Here is a 22,966-nt window from a genome sequence, read left to right as displayed (position 1 = left end):
CTCAGTACGCCACGGTGATGCGGCGGCGGATCGCGGTGCCGCTCTCGACGGTGTCGGCCAGGGCGATCGCGTAGTCGGCGTAGGAGATGCGGCTGTTGCCTTCGTCGTCGGTGAGCAGGGTGTCCCCGCCGCTGCGGTAGGCCCCGGTCCGCTCGCCCGCCGCGATGACCGCGGCGGGCGACACGTACGTCCAGTCGAGGTCGTGCACGCCGCGGTAGAGGTCGAGCGCTTCGGACTGGGCCTCGGCGTTGGCCTTCCACAGCGCGGGGAAGTCCGGGTCGTCCATGACCCGGGCACCGGTCGGCGTACGCAGGCTGCCGGCACCGCCGATGGTGACCAGGCGGGTGACGCCGGCTCGGCGGAGTCCGTCGATCAGCGCACGGGCGGCACCGACGATCGTGGCGTGGTCGTTCTCCTGGCCGATCCGGGGGCCGACGGCCGACAGTACGGCGTCGTGGGATGCGGCGAGGCCGGCGACCACGGCGGCGTCCGTGACGTCACCGGTGGTCACGGTCAGGGCCTCGTGCTTCAGTCCGTCGACGTGGCCGGCCCGGGTGACCGCGGTGACGGTGTGGCCGCGACGCAGCAGTTCCTCGGTGGCGGGCCGGCCGATGTTGCCGCCGGCGCCGAACAGGACGATCTTCATGTGTTGCTCCTTGTTCCTGATGGTCAGAGGACGGGCCGGCCGTCGGCGACGAGGGCTGCCCGCGCTCGTCGGCGGCGTGCCGGAAGCAGCGCGCACCACCCAGGACCCGGACCTCGACGACGAGCGCACTCGCCTCGCCCTGCTCACCGCTGCCGAGTGCCGCCTGGGCGTGCTGGACCTGGGCCGCGCTCCCGGAGGCGACTGGAGGATCCCCCTGCCCCTCACCAGGACGCGTCTGATCAGCGAGGAGCTGGACTACGACGAAACGCGAGATGCGGCGCGTGGCACGTCGCGTGGTGGTACTCACCTTCGACACCGACGAGCCCGGCTGGCAGGACCGGTTCTGGCTCACCCGCGACTACCTGCCCGAGTTCGCCACCGTCCTCGCAGAATTTCCCTCACTTGCGGGGATGGCCGACACGATCGGCGCCCGCGTCGAGCCGGTGCCCATCCCGTGGGACTGCACGGACGGCCTGTTCGAGGCGTACTGGCGCAGACCGGGGGCGTATCTGGAGGAGCACGTCCGCCGTGCCATGTCGGTGTGGACGAGGGTCGGGCGGGCGGTGCGAAGCCTCCGCGACGACCTCCACTCCGGCCGGTGGGCCGAGCGCAACAGCCACCTCGCCCACCTCGACACGGCAGACCTCGGCCTCCGCCTGCTCATAGCCTGGACGGGTACCGGCCCGGACTGACCCGCCTTATCCCCTCCACGCCACCGTCCTCGGGCGGGTCCGGGTCACGGAAGGAACCCAGCTGCGCCCCCGGCCGTCCGCCGCCCGCCTCTTCGAAGCAAGCTGGGGCCTCACCGAGATGTCCCCGCCCGACCGGACCACGCGCCGCCCCGCCACCGGCGAGACCGGGAATGCCGTCGCCGAGAACCCGGCGCTCGCCGACCGGCCGTGCCCCAGCCAACGCATCGAGAGCAGCAGCTCAGCGGGCCAGCAGGCCCCGGATGTCGGCCGCGATCTCGTCTGGTGCCTCTTCGGCCATGAAATGTCCGGCGCGGGTCAGCCGGTGCTCCAGATCCGGCGCCCACGCCCTCCACACCCCGACAGCGTCGTAGCCGAGCCGCGCACCTCAGTCCTGCTGGACGACCGTCACGTCGCCGCGCTGCGCCGCGCCCTCGAACCCGACCGACCGCCCCGCCACCCGCCGCGCGTCATCGTCACCGAAGGTCCCGGCTACACGCTGCGCCTGCCGCGCGAGGACGTGGACGTCCACCGGTTCCAGGACACCCTGGCCCGGGCCCGCCGCGACCCCGACGCGGTGACCGACCTCGGCGCGGCACTCGCGGCCTGGCGAGGACCCGCCTACGCCGATGTGACCGCCTCCCCCTGGGCCCAGCGCGAGCGGACCCGGCTGGAGGAACTGCGGCTGGAAGGTGTGGAGTTGCACGCCCGGATCCTCCTCGACGCCGGGGGAGGGGCCGACCTCGTCGCCGGACTGGGTGCCCATTCCGCCGAACACCCGTGGCGCGAGCCGGCCTGGGAGCTGCTTGCCCGCGCGCTGTACCGCGCGGGCCGTCAGGCCGACGCGCTGGCCACCCTCCGCCGCGCCCGCGCGATGCTCGTCGACCAACTCGGACTCGACCCCGGTGGCACCCTCCCGCGCCTGGAGACCGACATCCTCAACCGGACCGTGCCCCCCCGAAGGAACACCAACCGCGTGGACCGGCCCTGGCATCCGGCTCGGCCCGCGCACCACCGTGGACCTGGCCCGCCCCCTCGCACTGGCGGGTGGCGAAGCACTCGTCCACTCCCGGCGCGACCGCCTCGCCGCCATCCACGCGGCGCAACGCACAGGAGACCTCTCCCTGACCGCCCGGATCATCGGAGCCTACGACGTACCCGCCCTCTGGAGCCGGGCCGACGACCCCGAACAGGCCCGCACCGTCGTCGCGGCTGCTGAGCACACACTCACCGGGCTCGGCCCGGACGGCCCCGCCGACCTGCGCGCCCGCCTCCTGGCCACGATCGCCGTCGAGAGCCGCAGCGCCGATCTCTCCGCGACCGAGCAGAAGCACGCGCTGCAGGCGGCGCGTCAGGCCGAGGACCTGGCACGGGACCTGGCCGATCCCGCCCTGCTCGCCTTCGCCCTCAACGGGGTGTTCCTGCAGTCCTTCACCCGCCCCGGGCTCGCGGCCGCACGGGACAGGACCGGCGCCGAGATCCTCGACCTGGCCACCCGGCACCGACTGCCGGACTTCGCCGTACTCGGCCGACTCGTCCGCCTGCAGTCCGCCTCGGCCCTGGGCGACCTCGACACCGCGACCTCGCACGCCGACGCGGCCGACCGGCTCGCCGCCACCACCGAGGCGCCCCTCGTCCCCATCCTCACCCGGTGGTTCAGGGCCCGGGCCACGGCCGCCCGCAGCGCCGAACCAGGCGGACCGACCGCCGCCACGGCAGCAGCGCACTACCGCCTCGCCGAGGACACCCTCCGGACGGCCGGAATGCCGGGGCTGCACCGCGGACTCTTCCCGCTCGCCCTCCTGGGACTGCGCCTGCTGCACGACCGGCCCGCACCCACCGACCCGCACCTCGACTGGGGCCCGTACAGGCCCTGGACGCAACCCCTCGTGCTGCTCGCCCAGAACCGGTGGGAGCAAGCTCGCACCGCCCTCGCCACAGTGCCCGAACCACCGCGTGACCACATGCAGGAGGCAATGTGGTGCCTGACCGTCCGCGCCGCCGTACGCCTCGGCGAGCGCGGAATCGCCGCCCACGCTGCCGCTGCCCTGCGTGATGCCCGTGCAGAACACGCGGGTGCCGCCGGCGGAATGCTGACCCTGGACCCGGTGGCGCGGTACCTGGCAGAGGCCGAGGCGTGCGCCGGAGCGGGGTAGGCGACCACAGTCCGCGAGCCGTGCGGGCGGCAGAAACCACCGCCCCATCGCCTCCCCAGGAAGCCGAACACCCCGAAGAGCCAGGAAACCGGAAAATCACCCGGACACGTCCTCGAGAACGCTCCGTGACCACTCCCCAATCTGTTGCCAGAACCGAGAAACGACAGCGCCCCTCGGGCCGGGGCTATCCAGCGGAGCGCCATTCCCCTTCGAGGCTGCTGAAGATCAGGGAGCCCGCCGCACTCCACCGACGGAAGGCATCGGTCGCCGGCGCCAGGCCGGATCAGACCCGGGCAACGGTGGTGTGGTCGGCGTGCCCTTCGCGTCCGCCGCGTTCGGGGAGGGCGAAGAAGGCGACGGGGCACCGGCTGCCCGGCCGTACGGCGGTGGCGATCAGGGCGTGATGGGCAGCGGACCGCATCTCGTAGCCGGCTGCAGGGCCCGGCGTGGGCGGGGCCGGGGGACGCGCGAAGGACCCGCCTGCGACCGCAGGCGGGTCCTTCGTCATGCCGTGCTCGCGGACCGGCCGCCGGCCGCGGGGGCTGCGGACCGGCCCGCGGGGCCGTCAGGGAGCGGCAACGTAGACGACCTGGCTCACGGCGTTGTCGAACTGGGGCGCGCCGGTGAAGGTCGCACGCCAGTAACCCGCCCCTGCCTGCGGGGCGGTGGCGGAGAAGGCGTAGCCCTCACCGTTCCAGCCGGCGTCCGGCGCGGTGGCAACGGTGGTCCAGCCACCCCTGCCGGTGGCGGAGTACTGGATGTTCACCGGGATCGTGCCCGGCGTCGCGCTCTCGAACTCCATGCTGCCGCCGACCTCCACGGTCCCGGCATCGGAGCGGGTCGCGGTGAGGGACCGGAACGCGGCGGGCTGCACGACCATGATGTCCACGCTCGCCTGGGCGTCGGCCAGGAACAGGTCGTCGCTGCTCCAGCCCACCGCGATCGAGGAGTTGCCCCAGAGCGGTTGGGTCGCGGGGAAGAGCGCGTTGCCGCCGGCGTCCGTGGTGCGCTCGACGAAGTCGCCGAAGGAGTTGGAGCCCATCGTCTTGCCGGCCAGCGGCTGCCAGCCGGTGGGCGAGTTCCAGAGCAGGGTGGCGCTGGTCGAGTTCACCGTGCCCTTGAACGGGACCTTCCTCTCGCTCGGGGTCTGGAGGATCTTGGTGGCGGTCTTCTTCACCTTGATCGGGAACGTCTTCGAGGCGGACTGGTTGTAGAAGACGTGGTTCGGGTCGTACCGAAAGGCAGCCTCGATCCTGTTCTGGTACTGGCTGGTGACCGGGAGCGTGGCGGAGAAGCTGCCGTCCGCCGCGGTCGTCACCTGCGCGTGCTCCCTGTACGAGTTGACCTCCACGGTCAGCCCGCCCATCGGCGTGATGGCACCGGAACCCGGCCACTGCCCCATCAGGTGACCGCTGATGGTGACGGTGCGGTGCTGGTAGTCGACCGTGGTCCGGTCGACCTTCGTGTCCTTCAGGTTCGTCTGCACGGCGTAGTAGAAGTAGCCCACGCCGGCCGCGGAGAGCGTGTCGCCACCCTCGTCGGAGGCCGACACGTCGATGCGGTAACTGCCCAGATCGGGCAACTGGATGCGCCCGCGGTTCTTCCACGTCCCGTTCTCGGCGGTGCCGGAGGTCAGCTCGAAGTTCCCCACCGTGGCCACGGTCTGCTGGGTTTCCATCGAGTACAGGCTGACCTTGACGTCCTTGACGGCGCTCGGCGCGGTCAAAGACAGGACGATCTTGCCGTTGTTGGTCCAGTCGTTGCGAGCTTCCTGGACCGTGATGCCGGTGACTCCGCTGTCCGCGTGCGCGGCCGTGGTGCCGCCCAGTACGAGACTCCCGGCGGCCAGCGCTGCGGCGCAGGCCAGCAGGGCACGACGAGTTGCCACTGTTCCCCCCATGTGAACCGCTGTGTCGCCGACTGGCGATCAGCAGATGGACGCTACCAGCACCCCCGCCCCATCCTCCACGTGAAATGTGGGGCGTGGAGGGGGAAGGCCCCAGCGCCGCAGCGGCCCTGCGGGAGGCGCCGGGAGGACTTCGGGCGGCTCGGGCACGTACGGCTCCGGAACGCACGGCGAACTCCCGAAAGCCTGGGACGACAGTGATGCCGAAGAAGCCGGAGACGGGCGACGACACCTCCACGCTGCTGGAGTTCCTCTTCGGTCCCGGCCAAACGCGACGAGCACACCGCCGCCCGTGGGCCCTGCACGATGCCGGGTCCGCGTGAGGGGACCGGACGGGCCGTCGCCCCGTCGGGCGGCGGCCCGCACTGCTGCGCCTGCGGCGGTGCCGGAGACGGTAGGGAGATCAGCGCCGGCCCGCCTTCGGGAGCACGTGACGACCCGCCACCGGAGTGGCGTCGCCGTCGGGATCGGCAGCCCGGCGGCGTCCCGTGCCCGGTGGCCGGGGGCCGCCCCGAACGGCTCTGAGGGCCCCGCTCACTGTTTCGTCAGAAGCAGCCCGGGAAGCGCGATGACCGGAGCCGCTCGGGTGCCGCCGACGATGCGCACCCAGGTGTCCGGTGCGGTCGGAACGCACGAGAGCTCGCCTTCCCGGTGCAGCCGCATCTGGACCGAAGTCGACATCTGTGGGTAGTCGAGGACCCATCTGCCTTGTTCCGTGCACGTCCCGACCCGCAGGGTGTACCGGCCACCCTGCCCGGCCGCCGTCTGCTCGGTCAGGGTCAGGGATGCAGCGTCCTTCGGGGCGGTCCACACCCCTGGATAGTCCGTGTACGGACCGGAGCAGGAGCCGCTGACCGCCGCCACCAGCGCGACGACGGCGATGACGGCTGCGGCGCGGGACGGCCGGACCGGCAGCCCCGTCGCGCTCTCGGTGCACAGGACGGTGGCCGCGCACGAGGCCGCCATCGTGACGGCGCACCAGACGACCCGGAGCCCCGTGCCCGCCCTGAGCAGTATGACCAGGAGTGCGAGCGCCAGGATCCAGGAGGCGGCTGCCCGCCAGACGGCATTGGTGTTACGGCCGTCGCGCAGCGCCAGCACCGCGACCACGCCCGGCAGGACCGCCAAGGCCAGGACGAGGAGCACTGCGCACTCCTTGACGAGAGGGCCGTCGTATTTCGGCACCGGCACGGCGGTGTCCGCGAGCGTGAACGTCCCCACCAGGCCCGCGACCTCCACCGCGAGCACTGGCCACAGGACGACGGCGAGCCGGCGTCCCCTCGTCTTTCCCCCCACCAGAGCCCCCGAAATTTGAGCACGTTCAATAGTGCGGTGCATGGTACGGGAACCGGCCACCCCGTCGAGCAGCCGGCATACCGCCCGCCGCAGTGGTCGGATCGGTCTTCTGCCGTCCGGGGTGAGGCTGAGGAAGGTGGCAGCGGCGCCGGGCCGCACGTTTCCGGTGGAACGCGCCAACCGCTGCCGACTGTGGGCGCCGCGGGTGTTCAACAGCGCCATCAGCCCGGTGTTGAGCCTTCAGGACTGTTCTGTGCGGGAAGCCGCCAGACGCGGCTGCTCTAAGGGGCAACTGCCCGTAGTAGGCGGTGTGCGCAGTTGTGGCGATGAGCTCTTCGTTGTCCTTGACCTGCGTGTCCCGGTGCAGCGTCTCATGTGAGAAGACCACTCTGGGCAGTCGGAAGTCCGTGGAGCGGAAGCGCTGGTGATACACCATCTCCGGGCCGATCGGGCCGATCGGGCCGATCGGACCGATGAGGACTTGGGCAGTTGCTGCCGCATTCGGGGTGTGAGAGCAGTCCGGCGACGGCTTGGACGGTGTCGCTCATGTGCTCGCCGCGGCCCAGGTGCCGGGCGTGGGTGATACCGGCACAGCCGGCGGGCCGGGCTGGACTGCAGAACAGGAACCTGCGGTCCTTCAGGCGACCTTGACTGCGGCGGCCGGTCCCGCGCCCTGAAGCAGCTCAAGGTGCAGCCGGCCGCGCATTCCCGGGTGGTCGCGATGGTCGGGGGGTCCTGCCGGAGCGCGAAACCGGAGCGGGAAGCGGGCCTCCTGGTCGGCTCTCGCCCGTGGCCGCTCGCGGGCGTCCGGGAGCGGGCAGCAGGTGACGAGCGGGCTGCGGCGCCGAGTCGGGCCCGGTGTACCTCGGTGCGTTGGCCACCACCTTTTTCCTGACGGGAAAGAAGGTAGTATTTTCCTCATGAGAAAATACTTGGAGGATCGATGACCAAAGACGTCGCTCGTGCGCCCCACCACGACGCTCAGGCTGCCCTCGACGCCATACACCGCCATCAGGAGCAGACCCTCGACGCATACCTGCGCCACGCCTACTCACGCCCTTACCTGATCGCTGCGGCGCTGGGTCTGTTCGCCGTCTGCTCCTCCTTCGACCTGCCGAGCCCCTGGAACACCGCCGCGGTCCTGGCGGGGAACGGCCTGGTTCTGGGAGGGCTCTTCGTGTACCGGCGTCGTGCCCCCGTCCGCCGGAAGGCCGTCGGCTCGGAGGCGCTGTTCTACACGGCCACAGGAGTCCTCCTCGCCGTGCTCTTCTGGACGGTGGTCATCGCCGCCCACTTTCTCGCCCTTCCCGCACGGCACACGCTCGCCGCAGCCGTCACCGCCCTGACGGCAGTTGCCGCCTCCTACGTTGTGCGCCCTCTCGTCGGGACCGTCATCCGCAGGGACGCTCAGGTCTGATGGATCCCGACTTCGACGAATTCCTGCATGTTCCGGCGCGCCTCTCGGTGGTGGCGCTCCTGGCTCCGGCCGACTGGGCGGAGTTCGGATTCGTCCGGGACGCGGTCGGCACCAGCGACTCGGCACTGTCCAAGCAGGTGGCAGCGCTCGCAGCCGCCGGGTATGTCGAGGTCCGCAAGACACGGAACCGCACGGGACGGCAGACCCACCTCCGCCTCACCGCCTACGGACGCCAGGCATTCCAGCGCCACGCCTGGGCGCTGGAGCGGATCGTGGCGGCGGCGCGGAATCCGGGCTCCGGCCACTTCGGTTAGATCGCGTGCGAGGAGAGGGCACGTCGGCCACGCCCTCGCCGTCCGCGGATTCGATCATGCCCGGTACGACGCGGGGCCCGGGGCGGAAGTTCCCGCGGGTACAGGCGTGTCGACGGCCCGGGGCCGGCCTGAGCCTGTTCCGCCCCCCCGGCCCGGGCAGGCCGCCAGGACCGTCTGCCAGGCGGTGGCAGCCAGGCCTGCACCTCGCGGCGGGCACCGACCAGTGGGCCGACACTGCTGCGGGGAGGCCCGGCCCGGCAGTGGATGCGGGCGGTGTTCAGAGGCGTACGTCGAGGTAGGCGTCGTACTCGGCGTAGTGGATGACCGCCTCGCATCTCTCTGCCGCGGTGGGCTGGGCTCCGTCGCGCCAGGAGGACCACACCTCGAGGACGTCGTGGACCAGTTCTGCTTCGAGCAGGTAGTCGAGGCCGGGTGGCGGTTCGTCGAGCGCTGCGACGGCCCCTGCAGAGGCGGCTGTCCAGGGCTTGGCTGCGTGGATCAGCCCCTCAGAGGGCTGTTCGTCGAGAGACTGCAGAAGGTCCAGGAGAGTGGGCACGGGGAGAGGCTACGACGCTCACCTCGAACGGACACTGCCCGCCGTCGCGCTGCCGGCCGGTCTGCCGGTCTCCCGTACGCAGCCCCCGCTGTTCCCGCCCCGCCGCCACTGCGAACCCGTACGCCGCGCCCGCAGGCCCGAGGCCGCCCCCGCCCTGAACCTGAACCCGTACGCCGCGCCCGCAGGCCCGAGGCCGCCCCCGCCCTGAACCTGAACCCGTACGCCGCGTCCACCGCGCCGCAGGCCGCTCCCGCCGCCCTTGCTGCTCCCGATCCGGCCCCGATCCGGCAAGGGCCGCGACTGCAGGCCTACCCGGAGCAGTCCCGAGTCCGAGGCGGGGGAGTTCCTCGAGAACGAGGGCTGCTCGGTGTACGCGGCGAGCACGACCGCGGCCGAAGCTGAGACTGCGCTGCGCGCTCTGCGGGCGTGGGCGGCCCGGGCGGCCGTCCCCGACATCAGGGCCCCCGCTGCACGAGGACCTCGCACGAGGACCTCGACGGGCTGGAGGAACTGCAGGTGGCCCTCCGCCACGCTTACAGGCTGCCGGACCCGGCCGACACGTAGCGGCCAGGAGGGCCGGGACGCCCCTGCGCATCCCGGCGTCCGCAGCTTGGAGGGCCGCGCCCGCGCCGGATGGCAGGCGGCCGCGCGAGCGTTGGAGTATGCCCCGCGCGCCGGCCGCGGGGGAGGCGCCGAGGTCGTCCTCACCCTGCTGACCGCATTGGTGGAGGCGGTGGAGGCCGCCGCCGACTGGCACCGCGCGCAGGAGCGCCGGGCACAGGCGAAAGCCGCCCCAGAAGCCGCCGGCCGCGCGCCGCCGCCGCCCTGACCGGCCGGCCCCCAGCTCCCGACCGCGAAGCCGCGCACGGGTCGAGCGGTGCGCACGCCGGGCCGTGGCCTGCCCGCCGCCGGACCCGTTACCGGTGAACCGGCCCGTCCGCGCCGGTTCACCGAACTACGCGTCCGTGCAGCCTCGAACAGCCCACAGACGGTACTTCGCGAGTAGCTCTCGGGAACGTCACGAGATCCCGTCCCGTCGAAAGACCGGGCGGGATCCCGGCGTTTCGGGAAACATGGCGGCCGTGGCCGAAAAACCCCCCCTAAGATGATCAGCTGATCATCGCTCAACGGGGAGAACAATCGTGAGATTTGCCTGGCAGGACACACCGGGGCAGGTTCGGGACGCGGCCACCTTCATAGGCCTGCCGAACCCCGTGCTGTGGTCCGGGCCCCCGGTCCGGGAGGGCGACCTCGCAGGATGGATGGGCGAGGTCAAATACTTCACCCAGATCGAGATCGACTCCGTCATCACCCTGCACAGCCGCTCCGGAACCCCCTTCGAGTTGTACGGGCGGGGCAGCGACTTCCTCAACCCCGTGCGGATGGCGCGCTACGTGCCCTGCGTGATCGAGGCGGAGAACGCCGAGGAGAACCCGAAAGTCCTCGCCCTCGCGCGCACCGCGTGGCGCGAGCACGTTGACGCCGTCACGCAGCGCTTCGGCGCTCCCGTCCGCGTCGCGGAGGACGACGACGAGGTCCTGGAAGCGATCTGGCGCCTGGCCGGCGACGAAGGCCCGGACCTGCGCCTGTGGTTGAACGCCACGCAGGTCCTGGTCCCCGACAGCCCGCTGTACACCCGCCTGCCCGGCCGCGCGCTGATTCGCCTCGACGCGCACGCCCCGCACGACATGGCCGGCGTAACGCCCCGCCCGGTCGACGAAGCCAACGATGTGCCGGAATGGATCCCGGACTGGTATCAGAAGCACGCAGTCGATCTGGCGCGGTCCGAGTACGAGGCGTTCGAGGACGAGGACCGCCTCGTCGACCGGGTTCGCCACGCCCTCGGCGGCGCCGTCGCCGGCGGCGGATCCGTCCTCGACCTCCTCGGGACCCTCGCCGACACGCCCTTCGAGGTCCGCCCGGAGACCGACTCGTACAGCTCCCAGCACGTCTTCCGGCACCCCGACGCCCCCCAAGGCCGACTGCCCGCCCTCCACGTGGCGCACGTGATCAGCGTCCTCGCCAACCACGAGCAGGCGGGATCCGCCCGCACCGCGCAGTCGGTGAAGCCGGGCCTGACCCTCCACCACCTCGACCTGTTCAATCCCCGGGTGCAGAACTCCCTCGGCGTCACCGGCCGGGAGGCCTGCGGGGTGTGGCGACTGACCCGCGCCGGGTTCGAGAAGTCGATCGCCGGCAAGGCGTACATGATCACCCCGGCGGACGTGCTGGAACGCCTGCGCGCCGGAGCACTCGCCGCCGGGAACCCCGAGGAGGGTGTCCAGCCGTCAGAATGACGGCATGACGAGCCACGGCGGTGGGACGGTCAGGCGTGACGGGCGCTGGGCGGGGCGGCGGAAACGCTCGGGCGGGTGCGCTACCGGGGCGGGCGGTCTGGAGGCCCGCTGAGGATCAGTAGGGCAGGCCGCCGTGAAGCGGCCCCCGGCCGAGACAGCCGCTCTGGTCACGGGCCCGAAGGCCGGCGGGGAAGGGCCGGGCTCGCTTCCCGGATCGTGCAGGAGGCCGCCAGCACCCGCTCCGTCGCCGATGTCACGGCCCTCGCCCTGGCCCTCCTGGCAGAAGTCCCCGCCCCTGCCCCCGCTCAGCCGGGCATCCCGTCCGGCGCCCCTGATGGCCTGCAGCCTGCCATCCGCTGTGATCCGGGGGCAGCGAGCCGACCGTGCAGAATTCCTTGCCTGCCACCACAGGGGCCTGCTGCGGACTGGTGTTCGCGGCCGCATGGCGGGCGGGCCACGCCGGCATGCCACGGGCGCACTTCGTTCTGCCGGCCCTGACCAGGACGGCGTGGCGCGGACAGGGCGGGAAGACCGGCACCGGGCGGACAACGGAACCCACCCGGGAAGAGAGCGGACGCCGGGTCGGGCCGGGTCGGGGACCTCAGGCGCACAACACCGGCTGAGCCGGGACGCCTTACCGAGCGAGGGACACATGGTTGCCTGGTGGCGCAGACGGGCCACGCGTGAGCGTGACGTACCGGAGACTGCAAAACCACGATCCGGACCGGGACGTGAACTGCCGGCCGGGCCGGTGCACGGGACGCTGGCCGGAGAAGCCGCCGGGCCCGACGGACCGCAGGCAATGACGCTCTCCGCGTTCGGCGACCGGGTGGTGCTCACCAAGGACGACCGCACGGCCAGCCCCCACGTGCACCGGTGGGCGCAGGTCGCCCGCCTGTGGTGCGCCAACGACGTCGACGCCAGCCATGCACCGGACGGCACGGTGGTCACGCAGTGGGTACACGCCCTGCGGATGGAGTTCACCGACGGCACAGTCTTCGCCTCGCGGATGACCCACCCGCCCATCGCCACACCCGAGGCCGTCTTCCTCTCGGGCCGCATGCCCCCGTCTCCGCCCGCCGCCATTGCACCTCTGGTGGACCGGATCCGGGGCCCGGTCACCGCGCTGCACCTCGCCCGGGCCAGAGGGTCCCTCGCGGCCGGCGAGGAGGTGGAGTTCGGCCCGCTCACCGCCACCGCGGACGGGCTGCGCCACGACGGCAAGAACATCTCCTGGCACAGCATCACCTCGTGCCGCTACAGCGTCGTCATCGCCCACGAGGACGAGAGCGAGCTGGGTGCGCTGCTGCGCATGGAGTACAGGGCGGCCGAGGACGGCGCGTACGGGTTCCCGTTCCACTGGCTGCGCATACCGGCACTCGACGTACCGGACAGGAATGTCCTGATCGGGCTCGTCGACGAGAACCGCACCTGAGACCTCTTCGGCCTCCACCCCAGCACTGCCAACCGCTGGGCCAACTACGCCAACGACAGCTGGACCCACTACCTGGCGGCTCGGGACCAAAACATGCCGGGGTCCTGACTCCTAATTGGTGTCCGACAGGCAGTCACTGGGCCTCGTCGCTTCGTACATTTCCCCGGTACGTCACTGCGTCGGGTCCGATCCCCAAGGCGGTGAGCAGGGTATTGATCGCGCCTTCGTCGTCCTCGGTGTCCTGGAGGACGCACACGATGGTGTCCTTCAAGAGACTGCTGTTCAGCCGGTAGAGAGCGAAGTGAATCCCTCTGATCTGGGTTCCTGACCGCCGCGCACGGCCAGGGCGTCGGCGTCGACCAGGCCGTCGCCGCCCTCCTGGCCCAGCCCGCCGCCGCACCGGCCGCCGGGGTGCCCGCCGCCCGCCCCGCCCCCGCCGCGAACCCGTACGCCGCGCCTGCGGGGCCCGAGGCCACCCCCGCCCCCGCTGCTCCCGATCGGGCCCCGGCTGCGGAGCCGGTGGCGGTGAGCGCGGACGCCCGCGCGATGTGGGGGCCGCTGACCGAAGGCCTCACAGTCTCCGACGACCTGGATCTGTCCGAGCGGCCCGCCGCCCTTTGAGTAGCTCGGCGTCTCGGCAGCGGAGAATAGCTGGCTGGTGTCCCTCACAGAAGTACGTCACCTCCGCGGGGAACACGGCCCTTGCTGGTGGCACCGTCCGTCGCCGAGATGGCCTTGCTTTGAGCGTGGGCTGCCCGGCGAGGGTTGAGGCTGGGCCATCCAAGCTCACGAACGGGCCGGTCTGAGAGCCCTCGCATGTCTGCGGCGCTGGCCCGACCAGCCCCTCGTCCACGATACGGCGGAGAGGTGACAGCAGGCATGCCGTGGGGACCGGAATGGTGACCACTGCAGCCCCGTACCGTCCAGCCGGTCGTGGGGGTTCCGTCGCGTCAGAAGGCTTCGTACGACGGTCCGATGACTGTCCGGCCGAGGTGCCCGGCCAGCCAGGCGGCGTATCCCTCAGCCTCCGGCCCCCGCTGGAGGCCGATGCACAGCGTGTGCGTGCCGGCCTCCAGGTCCGTTCCTTCGGCGTTGCAGTTGAGCACCAGGGTGACCCTGTCGTGCTCGACGCGGCCGTCGTACCCGAGCTCCGGCGCTTGCGGCCAGATCAGCTGCCGCCAGCTGATCGAACCGAAGTTGGCACCCACCAGCCCGGCGAACGAGTCCTCGACGCTGCCGAGGGACTGGTCCAGCACCGACACCCAGATCGGCAGCATGGGGCCGAGGTCGTCCGGATCCCCGGAGAGTTCGGACGCGCGGTACTCGTAGCGCCATTGCGTCGGATCGTCACGCTCGCGCGCCCAGAAGTCGTCGTTCTCCGTGCGGAACCAGCCGTCCGGCAGTCCCCGGCGCAGCCGCAGCACCTCCGGGACCGTGCAGAGTTCTGCCTCCACCGAGACCTCCGCGTACTCGCACTCACCCAGCGCGATGAGCCGCCATGCCACGGCGAGGGCCTCTGTGGGGTCGGACGTGCGAAAGACGGGGTACGAGATGCCGGAGGACATGAACGGCACCCTGCCACACGCGGGTGCCGGCCGGCGCCCGCGGTCCCGTCTCCACCGGCTGCTGGGCGAAGTTCACCGACGAACGCTGGGCCAACTCTGTACGCGCCGACAGCATCGACTGCCGGGAGTCCTCGGGTGTTCCTCCGAGGCCCTGGCATGTCTTGGCTTTTGCGGCCTTGCTCTGGTCATCCTGTGGTCGCTTTCGGTGTCCTTCGCATGGGTGAGGGCCTGTCAACCCGGCGGCGGACGACCAGCACCGCTCCGCACACGAAGATCGACAATGTCGGAGTTCGTCGGGGGAGGGCACACATGAGCACGCCTATCAGGGGCACAGCGGCAGCAACGGCAGCCGGGATGCCGGTCGGCGCTCCGGCCGGCCTCAGGCCGGTGGAGCCCGTCCCCCGCTGGGCGGTCCGCGTCGCTCATGCCATTCCGTTGTGTGTCCTACCCTCCGGGTTGTGGCGTGTCGCGCTGGTGCTTGGCCTGGCCGGCTACGACGCGGACTACCAGTGGGCGGTGTGGGAACGCCCGTACGTGATCGGGCTGTCCGTGGTCTCCGAGGGACTCGCGCTCCTCGCACTCGGGCTGGTGCGGCCGTGGGGCGAAGTCGTCCCCGACTGGGTGCCGAAGCTGCGCGGTAGGAGGATCCCGATCCCGGCGGTGGTCATCCCGTCTGCACTCGGGGCAGCGCTGATCATGATGCTCTGCGCGTATGGCGTGCTGAACCAGATCTTCGGCTTCGTGGAACCGCTGAACGAGAACGGCGAAGGATTCCCGACCAGCGGCCCGGCCGCTTGGGCGCTGTGGACGACGTACGCCCCGCTCCTCGCCTGGGGCCCGCTCCTGGCGATCCTCACCGTCGCGTACCACCGACGCCGCCGAGCCGACGACGCACCGGCTGCCATTCGACCGGAAGCCGGATAGCCGGATAGCCGGTCTTCGGGCAGCCGAGCGGCCTCGGATACCGGTGACGGGGCCGGTCTGGTGGTCAGGCGGTCAACGCCGCGAGCTCCGCGCTGGCGCGCTCGGCGACAGGGGCAACACATCTGTTCCGCTCGGCCTGACCGAGGGCGTCGGCAAACAGCCGCTGACCACCGGAGAAGCTGCGACACCTCCACATGAGGGCACCAGTACCGAGACCGGACCAGGTTCCGTCACCAGCCGCGCAGCGGCTCGCCCAGGACCTTGCCGCCGATGCGGGAGGCCAGGTCCTGGGCCCGAGACAGGCAGCCCCATTTGCTCACGTGGACGAAGACGGTGTGGTCGTGCGTCGGGGAGGCGAAATCGGGATTGTCGCCGTGGAAGACGACCTGGACACCGTCGTACTTCGGATCCGCGTACTGGCCCGCCTCCGGACGATCCGGCCACGAGCCGTACCAGTCGATGGCGGCCATGCCCCGGCCCAGTGCCGCCACGAAGCGGTCCTCCACGCCCACCGGAGCTTTCATCCCCAAGATGTCCAGAGGCAGGTGTGGCTCCAGAGCGCGGTCGTCCGCCGTCGTGACGTCGAGATCGAACCAGAGGTCCTCGCCCGCCGGGCCGGTCCGCCACCCCGTGTACTCGAACGTTGCTCCAGGCAGGACCGCCGCCATCCGCCGGACATCCTGCACCGTCAGCAACTCGGTGAAGAGACAGACCCGGTCCTCACGTTCCCACAACAGCGTGCACAGTTCCCTGGCCTTGGCGTACGCCGTGGCGGCGTCGCTGGTACGGAAGACGGGGTACGCCTGAGAGTTGCCCATGGCCGAACCGTCACACGCGCCGAGTACCCCACACCACCGAATTTCCGCTGGTCAGGTCACGCCGGAGTGACCGGCACCATCTCGCGAGCCCTCCGCGAGCCGCTCTGCGAGCCAGCCCTCACGGAGCTGTTGGAGTTCGAGTGGATCGTCCTCTTCGGCGTCGCTGAACTTCCCGGCCGGCAACGAGCTCATCCAGAACGCTGAGGTCGCCCGCCTCGATGCACAGCACCGGGAGCAGCTAGAGCAGCAGCGGGCCGAGGCCGCCCGGAAGCGGCAGGCCGAGATCGAGGCCGTCTACGACGAGGCCGTGGCCGCGAACGAGTCGTTCGACCGGATGCGGGCCGCCCGTGCTAACAACGCTCGTGATCAATACACCTAGCCGGTCATTGCGTCGGCGATGCCTGAGGCGGGGTTGCGCTTGTCGCCCCAGATCATGACGTCGGCTATGCCTGCGGCTGGGTCGGGAGTGGCGTCATGGCCGGTCTGGCCGGTGGAAGGCGTTGGCGAATAGCGATAACAGGGGAGGGAAATAGGGCCCCAGCAGTAGCCCCCGCGCTTTCGCTGGCGGTCCTTGGCCGAGGAGCCGCCCGGCCGGGTGGGGTCTATGTAGGTCAGGGCCTGGTCGGGGAGGGCTTCAGCAGCGGGGGCCTGGCGCGCGGCGGCGGTCACTGTGGAGCGGGGATCCGGGGCGGCGGAAGCGGAAGTGGTCGTGAGGCCAGCGAGTAGCGCGGCGGCCACACCGACCAGCGGAACCAGGTGGCGGGGTCGGGAGGGGCGCATCGTGGGGGGTCCTTCCGCAGACGGCTGCTGGTGGCGACATGGTTCGGTCTTCCATTAGCGCCGGTTTCGCCGGCCATGGCACGGCACGGGAAGTCGGGGCTTGACAGCGGTGGCCGGGGGAAGCCGGCCGTGCCCGCGCACCGGCAGCAGCCCAGCCCGCCGTCGCACGGGCCGGGGTGTTCGCCGCCCGCCCCCGCAATCGTTCGGTGTAACTCCCGATCAAGGAAGATGCACCGATGACCAGTGAGAACGTGACCGAGGCCGTCGAGGCGGCTGCGCCGCAGCGGGCCAGGGCGGTGGACGACCGGCTGATCGACGAGCTGGTGAGCCGCGCCCAGGCCGAGGGCCTGCAGCTGACCGGTGACGGCGGGCTGCTGCAGCAGCCGACGAAGCGGCTGCTGGAGTCCGCCCTTGAACGTGAGATCACCGGCCATCTCGGCTATGACAAGCACGATCCGGCCGGGAAGATGGCGGCAACTCCCGCAACGACACCCGCGCGAAGACTGTCCTGACCGAGGTCGGGCCGGTGGAGATATCCGTGCCCCGCGACCGCGACGGGTCCTTCGAGCCGAAGATCGTCAAGAAGCGGCAGAAGCGCCTGACGGGCGTGGACGAGATGGTCATATCGCTGTCCGCGAAGGGCCTGACCACGGGCGAGGTCCAGGCCCACCTCGCGGAGGTCTATGGCGCCGAGGTCTCCCGCCAGACGATCTCCACGATCACCGACAAGGTCCTCGAGGGCATGGCAGAGTGGCAGAACCGGCCCCTGGACGCCGTCTATCCGGTGGTGGTCATCGATGCGATCCACGTGAAGATCCGTGACGGAGCCGTCGCCAACCGGCCTGTCTACGTCGCCCTGGCCGTCACCGTCGAAGGCCGCCGCGACATCCTGGGGCTGTGGGCCGGCGACGGCGGTCAGGGCTCCAAGCACTGGATGCACATCCTCGCCGAGATCAAGAACCACGGCGTGAACGACGTCCTCATGCTCGTCTGCGACGGACTCAAGGGCCTGCCCGACGCGGTCGAGACCGTCTGGCCCCGCACGGTCGTGCAGACCTGCGTGGTCCACCTGCTGCGGAACTCCTTCCGCTATGCGGCCCGCCAGGACCGGGACAAGATCGCCAAGGTGCTCAAGCCCATATACACGGCGGCGACCGAGGACGCGGCCCTCGACCGGTTCGCCGAGTTCGCCGACACCTGGGGTAAGAAGTATCCGGCGATCGTGCGGCTCTGGGAGAACGCGTGGGAAGAGTTCACCCCGTTCCTCCGCTTCGACACCGAGATCCGCCGCATCGTCTGCACGACCAACGCCATCGAGTCCGTGAACGCCCGGATCCGCCGGGCGGTCAAGGCCCGCGGCCACTTCCCCAACGAGCAGGCCGCCCACGAGCGTCTCGCGCAGTGGCGAGCGCAGAATCCACGGTTCCACTGGTAGACAGGAGCGACGGCCCCGGGAACGAGTCGTTTGCCGTACGAGCGGAAGTCAGGGCGTGTCGCCGGACCAGTCCCAGCGGTTCCGCTCGCCGGGGCGTGGGTCGTGCAGGGCCCGGCCGCCGCGGAACTGCCCGAGCTCGGTCATCAGCGCGACGCCGGTCTGGATCTCGTCCGCTGTCCAGCCGGTGATGTCGAGCAGCAGGCCGTCGAGCGGGCCGCCAACGAGTTCGACGTACGTCCGGCCGGGCTTGGGGCCGGGACGCGGGTGGTCGTGGTCCTCGCCGTAGATCCGGCCGCGCAGCAGCTCCTCATCCCTGTCCATGTGTCTCAGCCTCCCAGCTGCTACCGACAGCCGGGGCGCGGTCGCCGGGCCTCCCGGCCAGCGCTATGACGGTCCTGACCCGCCTGCCGGGTCCCAGCTGTTCAGGAAGGCGGCGAGGGTGTGGTGCTGTTCTTTCTTGCGGGTGATCTGCCGGGTGAGGACGTCGCGGTCGATGTAGGGGGCGACGGCGGCGAGGACCAGGCGCTGGAGTTCGTCGGGTGGGAGGGCTTCGACTTCCCACTGGACGGAGTGGTCGATGTCGAAGCCGTGGCGCCGGGCGAAGGCCGGCCATCTCGGGTCGTTGCGCTTGCCCTCGGTCGCGGGCAGGGCGTACCGCTGGGGCCGACGGTGACAGCTATCGTGCTTCGGCTCACGCACCAGGACACGAGCACCTGTCCGGGTGCGGCTCACGCCCATATCCGCGCGTCAACGCTGCGCCTGAACCGGAAGAGGGGTGCAATAGCCACTGCTGGGAGCCGTCCTCGGACGGGCCGCTCCCGGCCCCGTGGCGCTGTCGACCGCGGGCAGGACTCCGGCCGCCGTCACACGCCGCCGCTCACGCCCCGGTCGACAGCATCCACCCCGGCCTTTTTTGTCCCCGCTCTAGGGGGCCAATCGGCCCACTGCGTCCTGCACCCGTTTCCCTGCTACGCCAGACGCTTCTTCGGCCGGGGCCGGGCGTCGAGGAGCGCCCACCAGGCGTGACCGTCGTGGTCGGTATGGGCGCCGCACGCGTCCACAGTGCGCAGTACCGCGACCTCCGCTGGCACGGATCCCGCCGCGTCCTGCTCACTGGTCTGGTGGTTGAGGGCCACGACGAGGATCTTGTCGTCCTGGTCGGCGAGGTGGACGCTAACCCGTTTCCCGCCGGCCGTCACGGCTGTGTCCACGAGGCCGTGGACGGTCTTGAGGAAGTCGTGCTCGTCCAGCAGCGGGTAGTCCCACTCGGCGACGGCGAGGGCTGCCTGCGCGGCGGCCTTCTTCGCCGCCCACTGGTCCGCGCGGAATGCCAGCACCCTGGCCCGCCGGCTGGTGACGACCAGTCGGGGCGGGACCCCGGTGAGGGACTTCGGCTTCGTCACCGGCTGCGGCCGGGGCGGCTCCACCGGCTTCTTCTGCGGCGGCGACTTCGGAGGGTAACTCGGCGGAACCATCGGACCCCTGGCTTCCACAACCTCGCTCATACCCCACCACGCTACGCCCGTTGACCCCGGCCGCGCACCGGCTGGCCAGCACGGCCGGCGAGAGGAACCGGGCCAAGGGCCGGGGCTCGCAATCCCAGCGGGCACGTCAGGTGGTTGTGAAAACTTCAAGGGTTGGGTGAAACCGATCGGCATGGAGCGGCGGAATGCCTCCCCACACACAGGGATCGAGTTCTTCTCGACCGAATGATGGGGATGATCGCTATGAACGCTCGTTCTACGGGTGCGGTTCTCGCGGCCGGCGTCGCCGTCGTGCTGTCCGTCACCACCGCTGCCCCCGCGCTGGCCGCAGCCGACGCCGGCAAGCAGGCGACGGTGTCGGTGCTGCACGCGGTGCCCGGACTGACCGTGGACGTGTACGCAGGCGACAAGGAGCTGCTCCAGAACTTCGCGCCGGGCACGCTCACCGAACCGATGAAGCTGGACGCCGGCTCGTACGACATCAAGATCTTCAAGGACGGAGAGGGCCCGAAGGGAACCCCGGCCATCCAGAAGACCGTCGAGGTCCCGGCCGGTGCCAACGCCACGCTGGTGGCGCACCTGACGGTCGACGGCAAGCCCGCGCTCGACGCGTTCGTCAACGACACCTCCAAGGTTCCCGCAGGCAAGGCCAGGGTGACCGTCCGGCACGTTGCCGCAGCCCCCGCCGTCGACGTCCGCGCCAACGGCGCACCGGTGTTCAAGGATCTGCAGAACCCCAAGGAGGCCAAGGGCGAGGTAGCAGCCGGCAAGGTCTCCGCCGACGTCGTCCTCGCGGGTACGAGCACCGTGGCGATCGGCCCCGCACCCCTGGATCTCGCCGAAGGCAGCAACACCATCGTCTACGCCTGGGGCAGCGCCACCGACAAGAACCTCGCCCTCAAGACCCAGTCCATCACCGGCATGCACTCCGCACCCCACGGAGTCCCGGCCGGCGAGACGGGCCAGGCCGCTGCTCACAACCAGCAGATGACGGTCGGCGCCCTGTCCCTCGGCGCCCTCCTCGCCATCGGCGCATCCGGTTACCTGCTGCGCCGCCGCAACGACGTCGCCTGACCCGCGCCTCCGACCCTCACCCTGTACACGCCGTCCTGTGCGAGCCCCGCGCAGGACGGCTCCTCCACCCGGAAAGGCCGCACATGGGCATGGCCTCCGTACAACACCGCAAGGCCCTGGGGTCAGTCGCGGCTGTGCTCGGCGTCATCCTGATGGTGGCCGCTGTGCTCCTCGCCACTGCACGCGCAGACCGCCCGTCCCGCACTGCTGACTTCGGAGCGTCGCAGGTCGGCCCGCTGCCGTCAGGGCAGGAACAGCCCCCTTCATCGGGGCCCGTACGACCCGAGCCGGTCGCCTCCTCCGATGTCACCGCCTTCCGCACTCCTCCGACGCCACGCGCGCTTGCGATTCCCGGACTCGGCCTACGTGCCCCGGTCGATCCGGTGGGTGTGGCCGCGGACGGGCAGATGGAGGTACCGGAGAATCCCGACCGGGTCGGCTGGTACCGCTACTCCCCGGCCCCCGGAGCTGATCAAGGCTCCTCGGTCATCGTCGGGCACGTCGACGCGAAGGGCCTCGGCCTCGGAGTCCTGTTCGGCCTGAACAAGGTGAGGCAGGGCGACCAGGTGCAAGTGGTACGCGAGGACGGCACCACCATCAGCTACGAGATCACCGCGCGCCGGACCCTCGGCAAGAAGGAGCTCGTGGTGGACCCTGGTGTGTTTGACCGAGAGGGACCCGCGGTCCTGACGCTGATCACATGCGCCGGCCCGTACCTCGCGGACCGCGGCGGCTATCAGAACAACCTGGTCGTCACGGCGGTGGAGGTAATGAAGTGACGACCGGGTGGGGCGGCATGCAAGTCCTTGCCGCTAGTGTTGCCGCCGTGACCACGATGCCGGACGACGAGCTGGGCAAGGGGTTCGCCGACGGCGATGAACCCTGCCTCAAGGAGGCGTACCGCCGCTGGGGCACCCTCATCCACACCATCGCCGCGCGGAAGCTCGGTGACGCCGAAGAAGCCAAGGACGTCACCCAGCAGGTATTCGTCGGAGCCTGGAACAGCCGCAAGACCTTCGATCCGCAGCGAGGATCCCTCAAGACCTGGCTGCTGGGCATTACCCACAAGAAGGTGGCCGACGCGCTCAACCGCCGGTCACGCAACCAGCGGAACGTCGAAGCCCTCACCTCAGTAGCCGAGATCTCTGAAGGCTCGGAGCCAGCGTCCGAGTCGGTGGTCGACTACGTCGCGCTCACACGGGAGATGGAAAACCTCACCGAGCACCAGCAGCTCGTTCTCAAGATGGCCTTCTACGAAGACCTGTCCCAGTCACAGATCGCCGAGCGCACCGGACTGCCGCTCGGAACGGTCAAAACACACACCCGGCGTGGTCTGATGCGTCTGAAGAAGCGGTTGGAGGTGGACGGTGAAGCACACCGATGAAGAAACCCTGACAATGATGGCACTCGGGGAGGAGACCGACCCCGCAGCCTCCCTCCACCTGCACGAATGCGAAGCCTGCCGCCACGACTTCGACACCCTGCGCCGTGTCGTCACCACCCTGCACACCACCCCTGCGGATGGTGAGTTGCTCACGCCCCCGGACGGCATGTGGGACTCCATCGCGACAGAACTGCGCTTTGCGGATCTCCCCGTCTCTCCACCTCGCCCGCACGAGTTCGTCCCGGCCGGCTCCAGGACGGCACGGCGTATCGGCCGTTTCGCCGTTGCTCTGGCAGCGTGCACCGCACTCCTCGGCGCGGCAGCGGGAAGCGCGATCACCTGGTGGATGACCCGCCCCGACACCTCCACAACGCAGCCCCTCGCCGGGGGCAAGCGACTCGACTCGTTGCGTGCCAGCTCGGCCGGCTACGCCAACCTCACCGACCGCAGCGGGCGGCGATCGCTTCAGATCACCGTAAATGGCCTGCCCGAGAACTCGGGCTACTTCGAGGTCTGGCTCATGGACAACAGCCACACCAAACTCGTCTCCATGGGCGTCCTCGGCCCCGACGGCCGCGCCACCCTGCCTGTCCCCGACAACATCGACCTTCGCGAGTACTCCGTCGTGGACGTCTCGATCCAGCCGTACAACGGCAAGCCGGACCACTCCGGCGACAGCATCGTCCGAGGCGCCTACGCAGGCTGAGTGTCAACGGCCATTGAGATGGCCAGGTGGGTGGCCGTTGGGTGTCCAGGCTGGTGGCCATCAGAAGTCCAGGCGTGTGGCCAG

The 22,966-nt window shown here is 70.6% G+C and carries 21 protein-coding genes and 4 pseudogenes; 14 read left to right on the top strand and 11 right to left on the bottom strand.

The genetic code is table 11. The features are described from left to right. Position 1 precedes the first annotated feature (1 nt). Positions 2–646: an NAD(P)-dependent oxidoreductase gene (locus tag ACPU2J_RS35515; protein WP_423835080.1), complete on the bottom strand. Its 645-nt coding sequence runs from the start codon at positions 644–646 to the stop codon at positions 2–4. A 266-nt stretch (positions 647–912) separates the two neighbouring features. Between ACPU2J_RS35515 and ACPU2J_RS35510 the strand changes: the two are divergent. Further along, positions 913–1,338: pseudogene (locus ACPU2J_RS35510) on the top strand (MerR family transcriptional regulator); the annotation flags it as partial. Positions 1,339–1,576: 238 nt separating this feature from the next. Here the strand turns inward: ACPU2J_RS35510 and ACPU2J_RS35505 are convergent. Next, positions 1,577–1,747 (bottom strand): annotated as a pseudogene (locus ACPU2J_RS35505) (alpha/beta hydrolase); the annotation flags it as partial. Between ACPU2J_RS35505 and ACPU2J_RS35500 the strand changes: the two are divergent. Then, positions 1,748–3,491: pseudogene (locus ACPU2J_RS35500) on the top strand (AfsR/SARP family transcriptional regulator); the annotation flags it as partial. A 283-nt stretch (positions 3,492–3,774) separates the two neighbouring features. On the opposite strand, the gene ACPU2J_RS35495 reads toward ACPU2J_RS35500, so the two are convergent. The 3 genes from ACPU2J_RS35495 to ACPU2J_RS35485 form a co-directional block, all read right to left on the bottom strand. Then, positions 3,775–3,999, bottom strand: a complete 225-nt coding sequence (locus ACPU2J_RS35495; protein ID WP_423835079.1) for a hypothetical protein — start codon at positions 3,997–3,999, stop codon at positions 3,775–3,777. 57 nt (positions 4,000–4,056) lie between these two features. Then, positions 4,057–5,379 (bottom strand): hypothetical protein, encoded by a 1,323-nt coding sequence (locus ACPU2J_RS35490; RefSeq protein ID WP_420077978.1) that lies wholly within the window; start codon positions 5,377–5,379, stop codon positions 4,057–4,059. 552 nt (positions 5,380–5,931) lie between these two features. Further along, on the bottom strand, positions 5,932–6,693 hold the full coding sequence (locus ACPU2J_RS35485; RefSeq protein WP_423835078.1) for a hypothetical protein: 762 nt from the start codon (positions 6,691–6,693) through the stop codon (positions 5,932–5,934). 943 nt (positions 6,694–7,636) lie between these two features. Here ACPU2J_RS35485 and ACPU2J_RS35480 point away from each other — a divergent pair. Together ACPU2J_RS35480 and ACPU2J_RS35475 are read left to right on the top strand one after the other, a co-directional pair. Further along, the gene (locus ACPU2J_RS35480) at positions 7,637–8,110 is read left to right on the top strand and encodes a hypothetical protein (RefSeq protein WP_420077975.1); all 474 of its coding nucleotides are present in this window, start codon (positions 7,637–7,639) and stop codon (positions 8,108–8,110) included. Beyond that, positions 8,110–8,424, top strand: coding sequence for a winged helix-turn-helix domain-containing protein (locus tag ACPU2J_RS35475; RefSeq protein ID WP_420077974.1), 315 nt, complete (start codon positions 8,110–8,112; stop codon positions 8,422–8,424). Before ACPU2J_RS35480 ends, ACPU2J_RS35475 begins: the two co-directional genes overlap by 1 nt. Before the next feature lie 277 nt (positions 8,425–8,701). On the opposite strand, the gene ACPU2J_RS35470 is transcribed toward ACPU2J_RS35475, so the two are convergent. Further along, a complete protein-coding gene (locus ACPU2J_RS35470) occupies positions 8,702–8,980 on the bottom strand; it encodes a hypothetical protein (protein WP_423835077.1) in 279 nt (92 codons plus the stop codon). On the opposite strand from ACPU2J_RS35470, the gene ACPU2J_RS35465 reads away from it, so the two are divergent. From ACPU2J_RS35465 to ACPU2J_RS35450, 4 genes are all read left to right on the top strand, one after another. Then, positions 8,973–9,188, top strand: a complete 216-nt coding sequence (locus tag ACPU2J_RS35465; protein ID WP_423835076.1) for a hypothetical protein — start codon at positions 8,973–8,975, stop codon at positions 9,186–9,188. The two genes, ACPU2J_RS35470 and ACPU2J_RS35465, sit on opposite strands and share 8 nt — an antisense overlap. A gap of 447 nt (positions 9,189–9,635) precedes the next feature. Next, on the top strand, positions 9,636–9,809 hold the full coding sequence (locus ACPU2J_RS35460; RefSeq protein ID WP_420077971.1) for a hypothetical protein: 174 nt from the start codon (positions 9,636–9,638) through the stop codon (positions 9,807–9,809). 313 nt (positions 9,810–10,122) lie between these two features. Further along, the gene (locus ACPU2J_RS35455) at positions 10,123–11,277 is read left to right on the top strand and encodes a hypothetical protein (RefSeq protein WP_423835075.1); all 1,155 of its coding nucleotides are present in this window, start codon (positions 10,123–10,125) and stop codon (positions 11,275–11,277) included. An 802-nt stretch (positions 11,278–12,079) separates the two neighbouring features. After that, a complete protein-coding gene (locus ACPU2J_RS35450; protein ID WP_423835074.1) occupies positions 12,080–12,712 on the top strand; it encodes a hypothetical protein in 633 nt (210 codons plus the stop codon). Between the two features lie 950 nt (positions 12,713–13,662). On the opposite strand, the gene ACPU2J_RS35445 is transcribed toward ACPU2J_RS35450, so the two are convergent. Next, positions 13,663–14,277, bottom strand: a complete 615-nt coding sequence (locus tag ACPU2J_RS35445; RefSeq protein ID WP_423835073.1) for a hypothetical protein — start codon at positions 14,275–14,277, stop codon at positions 13,663–13,665. Positions 14,278–14,751: 474 nt separating this feature from the next. Between ACPU2J_RS35445 and ACPU2J_RS35440 the strand changes: the two genes are divergently transcribed. Beyond that, positions 14,752–15,201, top strand: a complete 450-nt coding sequence (locus tag ACPU2J_RS35440) for a hypothetical protein (protein WP_423835072.1) — start codon at positions 14,752–14,754, stop codon at positions 15,199–15,201. A gap of 230 nt (positions 15,202–15,431) precedes the next feature. On the opposite strand, the gene ACPU2J_RS35435 is transcribed toward ACPU2J_RS35440, so the two are convergent. Beyond that, the gene (locus ACPU2J_RS35435) at positions 15,432–16,019 is read right to left on the bottom strand and encodes a hypothetical protein (RefSeq protein ID WP_420077950.1); all 588 of its coding nucleotides are present in this window, start codon (positions 16,017–16,019) and stop codon (positions 15,432–15,434) included. 1,016 nt (positions 16,020–17,035) lie between these two features. Here ACPU2J_RS35435 and ACPU2J_RS35430 point away from each other — a divergent pair. Next, a pseudogene (locus ACPU2J_RS35430) lies at positions 17,036–18,183 on the top strand (IS256 family transposase); the annotation flags it as partial. Between the two features lie 99 nt (positions 18,184–18,282). Here the strand turns inward: ACPU2J_RS35430 and ACPU2J_RS35425 are convergent. The 3 genes from ACPU2J_RS35425 to ACPU2J_RS35415 form a co-directional block, all read right to left on the bottom strand. Continuing rightward, the gene (locus ACPU2J_RS35425; RefSeq protein WP_420077949.1) at positions 18,283–18,555 is read right to left on the bottom strand and encodes a hypothetical protein; all 273 of its coding nucleotides are present in this window, start codon (positions 18,553–18,555) and stop codon (positions 18,283–18,285) included. A 63-nt stretch (positions 18,556–18,618) separates the two neighbouring features. After that, positions 18,619–18,933, bottom strand: a complete 315-nt coding sequence (locus ACPU2J_RS35420) for a hypothetical protein (RefSeq protein ID WP_423835071.1) — start codon at positions 18,931–18,933, stop codon at positions 18,619–18,621. Positions 18,934–19,202: 269 nt separating this feature from the next. After that, on the bottom strand, positions 19,203–19,739 hold the full coding sequence (locus ACPU2J_RS35415; RefSeq protein ID WP_420077947.1) for a hypothetical protein: 537 nt from the start codon (positions 19,737–19,739) through the stop codon (positions 19,203–19,205). 222 nt (positions 19,740–19,961) lie between these two features. Between ACPU2J_RS35415 and ACPU2J_RS35410 the strand changes: the two genes are divergently transcribed. From ACPU2J_RS35410 to ACPU2J_RS35395, 4 genes are all read left to right on the top strand, one after another. After that, a complete protein-coding gene (locus tag ACPU2J_RS35410) occupies positions 19,962–20,792 on the top strand; it encodes a DUF4397 domain-containing protein (protein ID WP_423835070.1) in 831 nt (276 codons plus the stop codon). An 83-nt stretch (positions 20,793–20,875) separates the two neighbouring features. Further along, positions 20,876–21,571: a class F sortase gene (locus tag ACPU2J_RS35405; protein WP_423835069.1), complete on the top strand. Its 696-nt coding sequence runs from the start codon at positions 20,876–20,878 to the stop codon at positions 21,569–21,571. A 56-nt stretch (positions 21,572–21,627) separates the two neighbouring features. Next, the gene (locus ACPU2J_RS35400; protein WP_420082259.1) at positions 21,628–22,176 is read left to right on the top strand and encodes a sigma-70 family RNA polymerase sigma factor; all 549 of its coding nucleotides are present in this window, start codon (positions 21,628–21,630) and stop codon (positions 22,174–22,176) included. Continuing rightward, entirely contained in the window at positions 22,160–22,882 is a 723-nt protein-coding gene (locus ACPU2J_RS35395; RefSeq protein WP_423835068.1) for an anti-sigma factor, read from the top strand. The genes ACPU2J_RS35400 and ACPU2J_RS35395 overlap by 17 nt, the downstream gene beginning before the upstream one ends. Positions 22,883–22,966 lie beyond the last annotated feature (84 nt).

The organism is Streptomyces manipurensis (assembly GCF_049570255.1).
Taxonomy (GTDB): Bacteria; Actinomycetota; Actinomycetes; order Streptomycetales; family Streptomycetaceae; genus Streptomyces; species Streptomyces manipurensis.
This window is presented reverse-complemented; position numbering and strand designations above follow the sequence as displayed.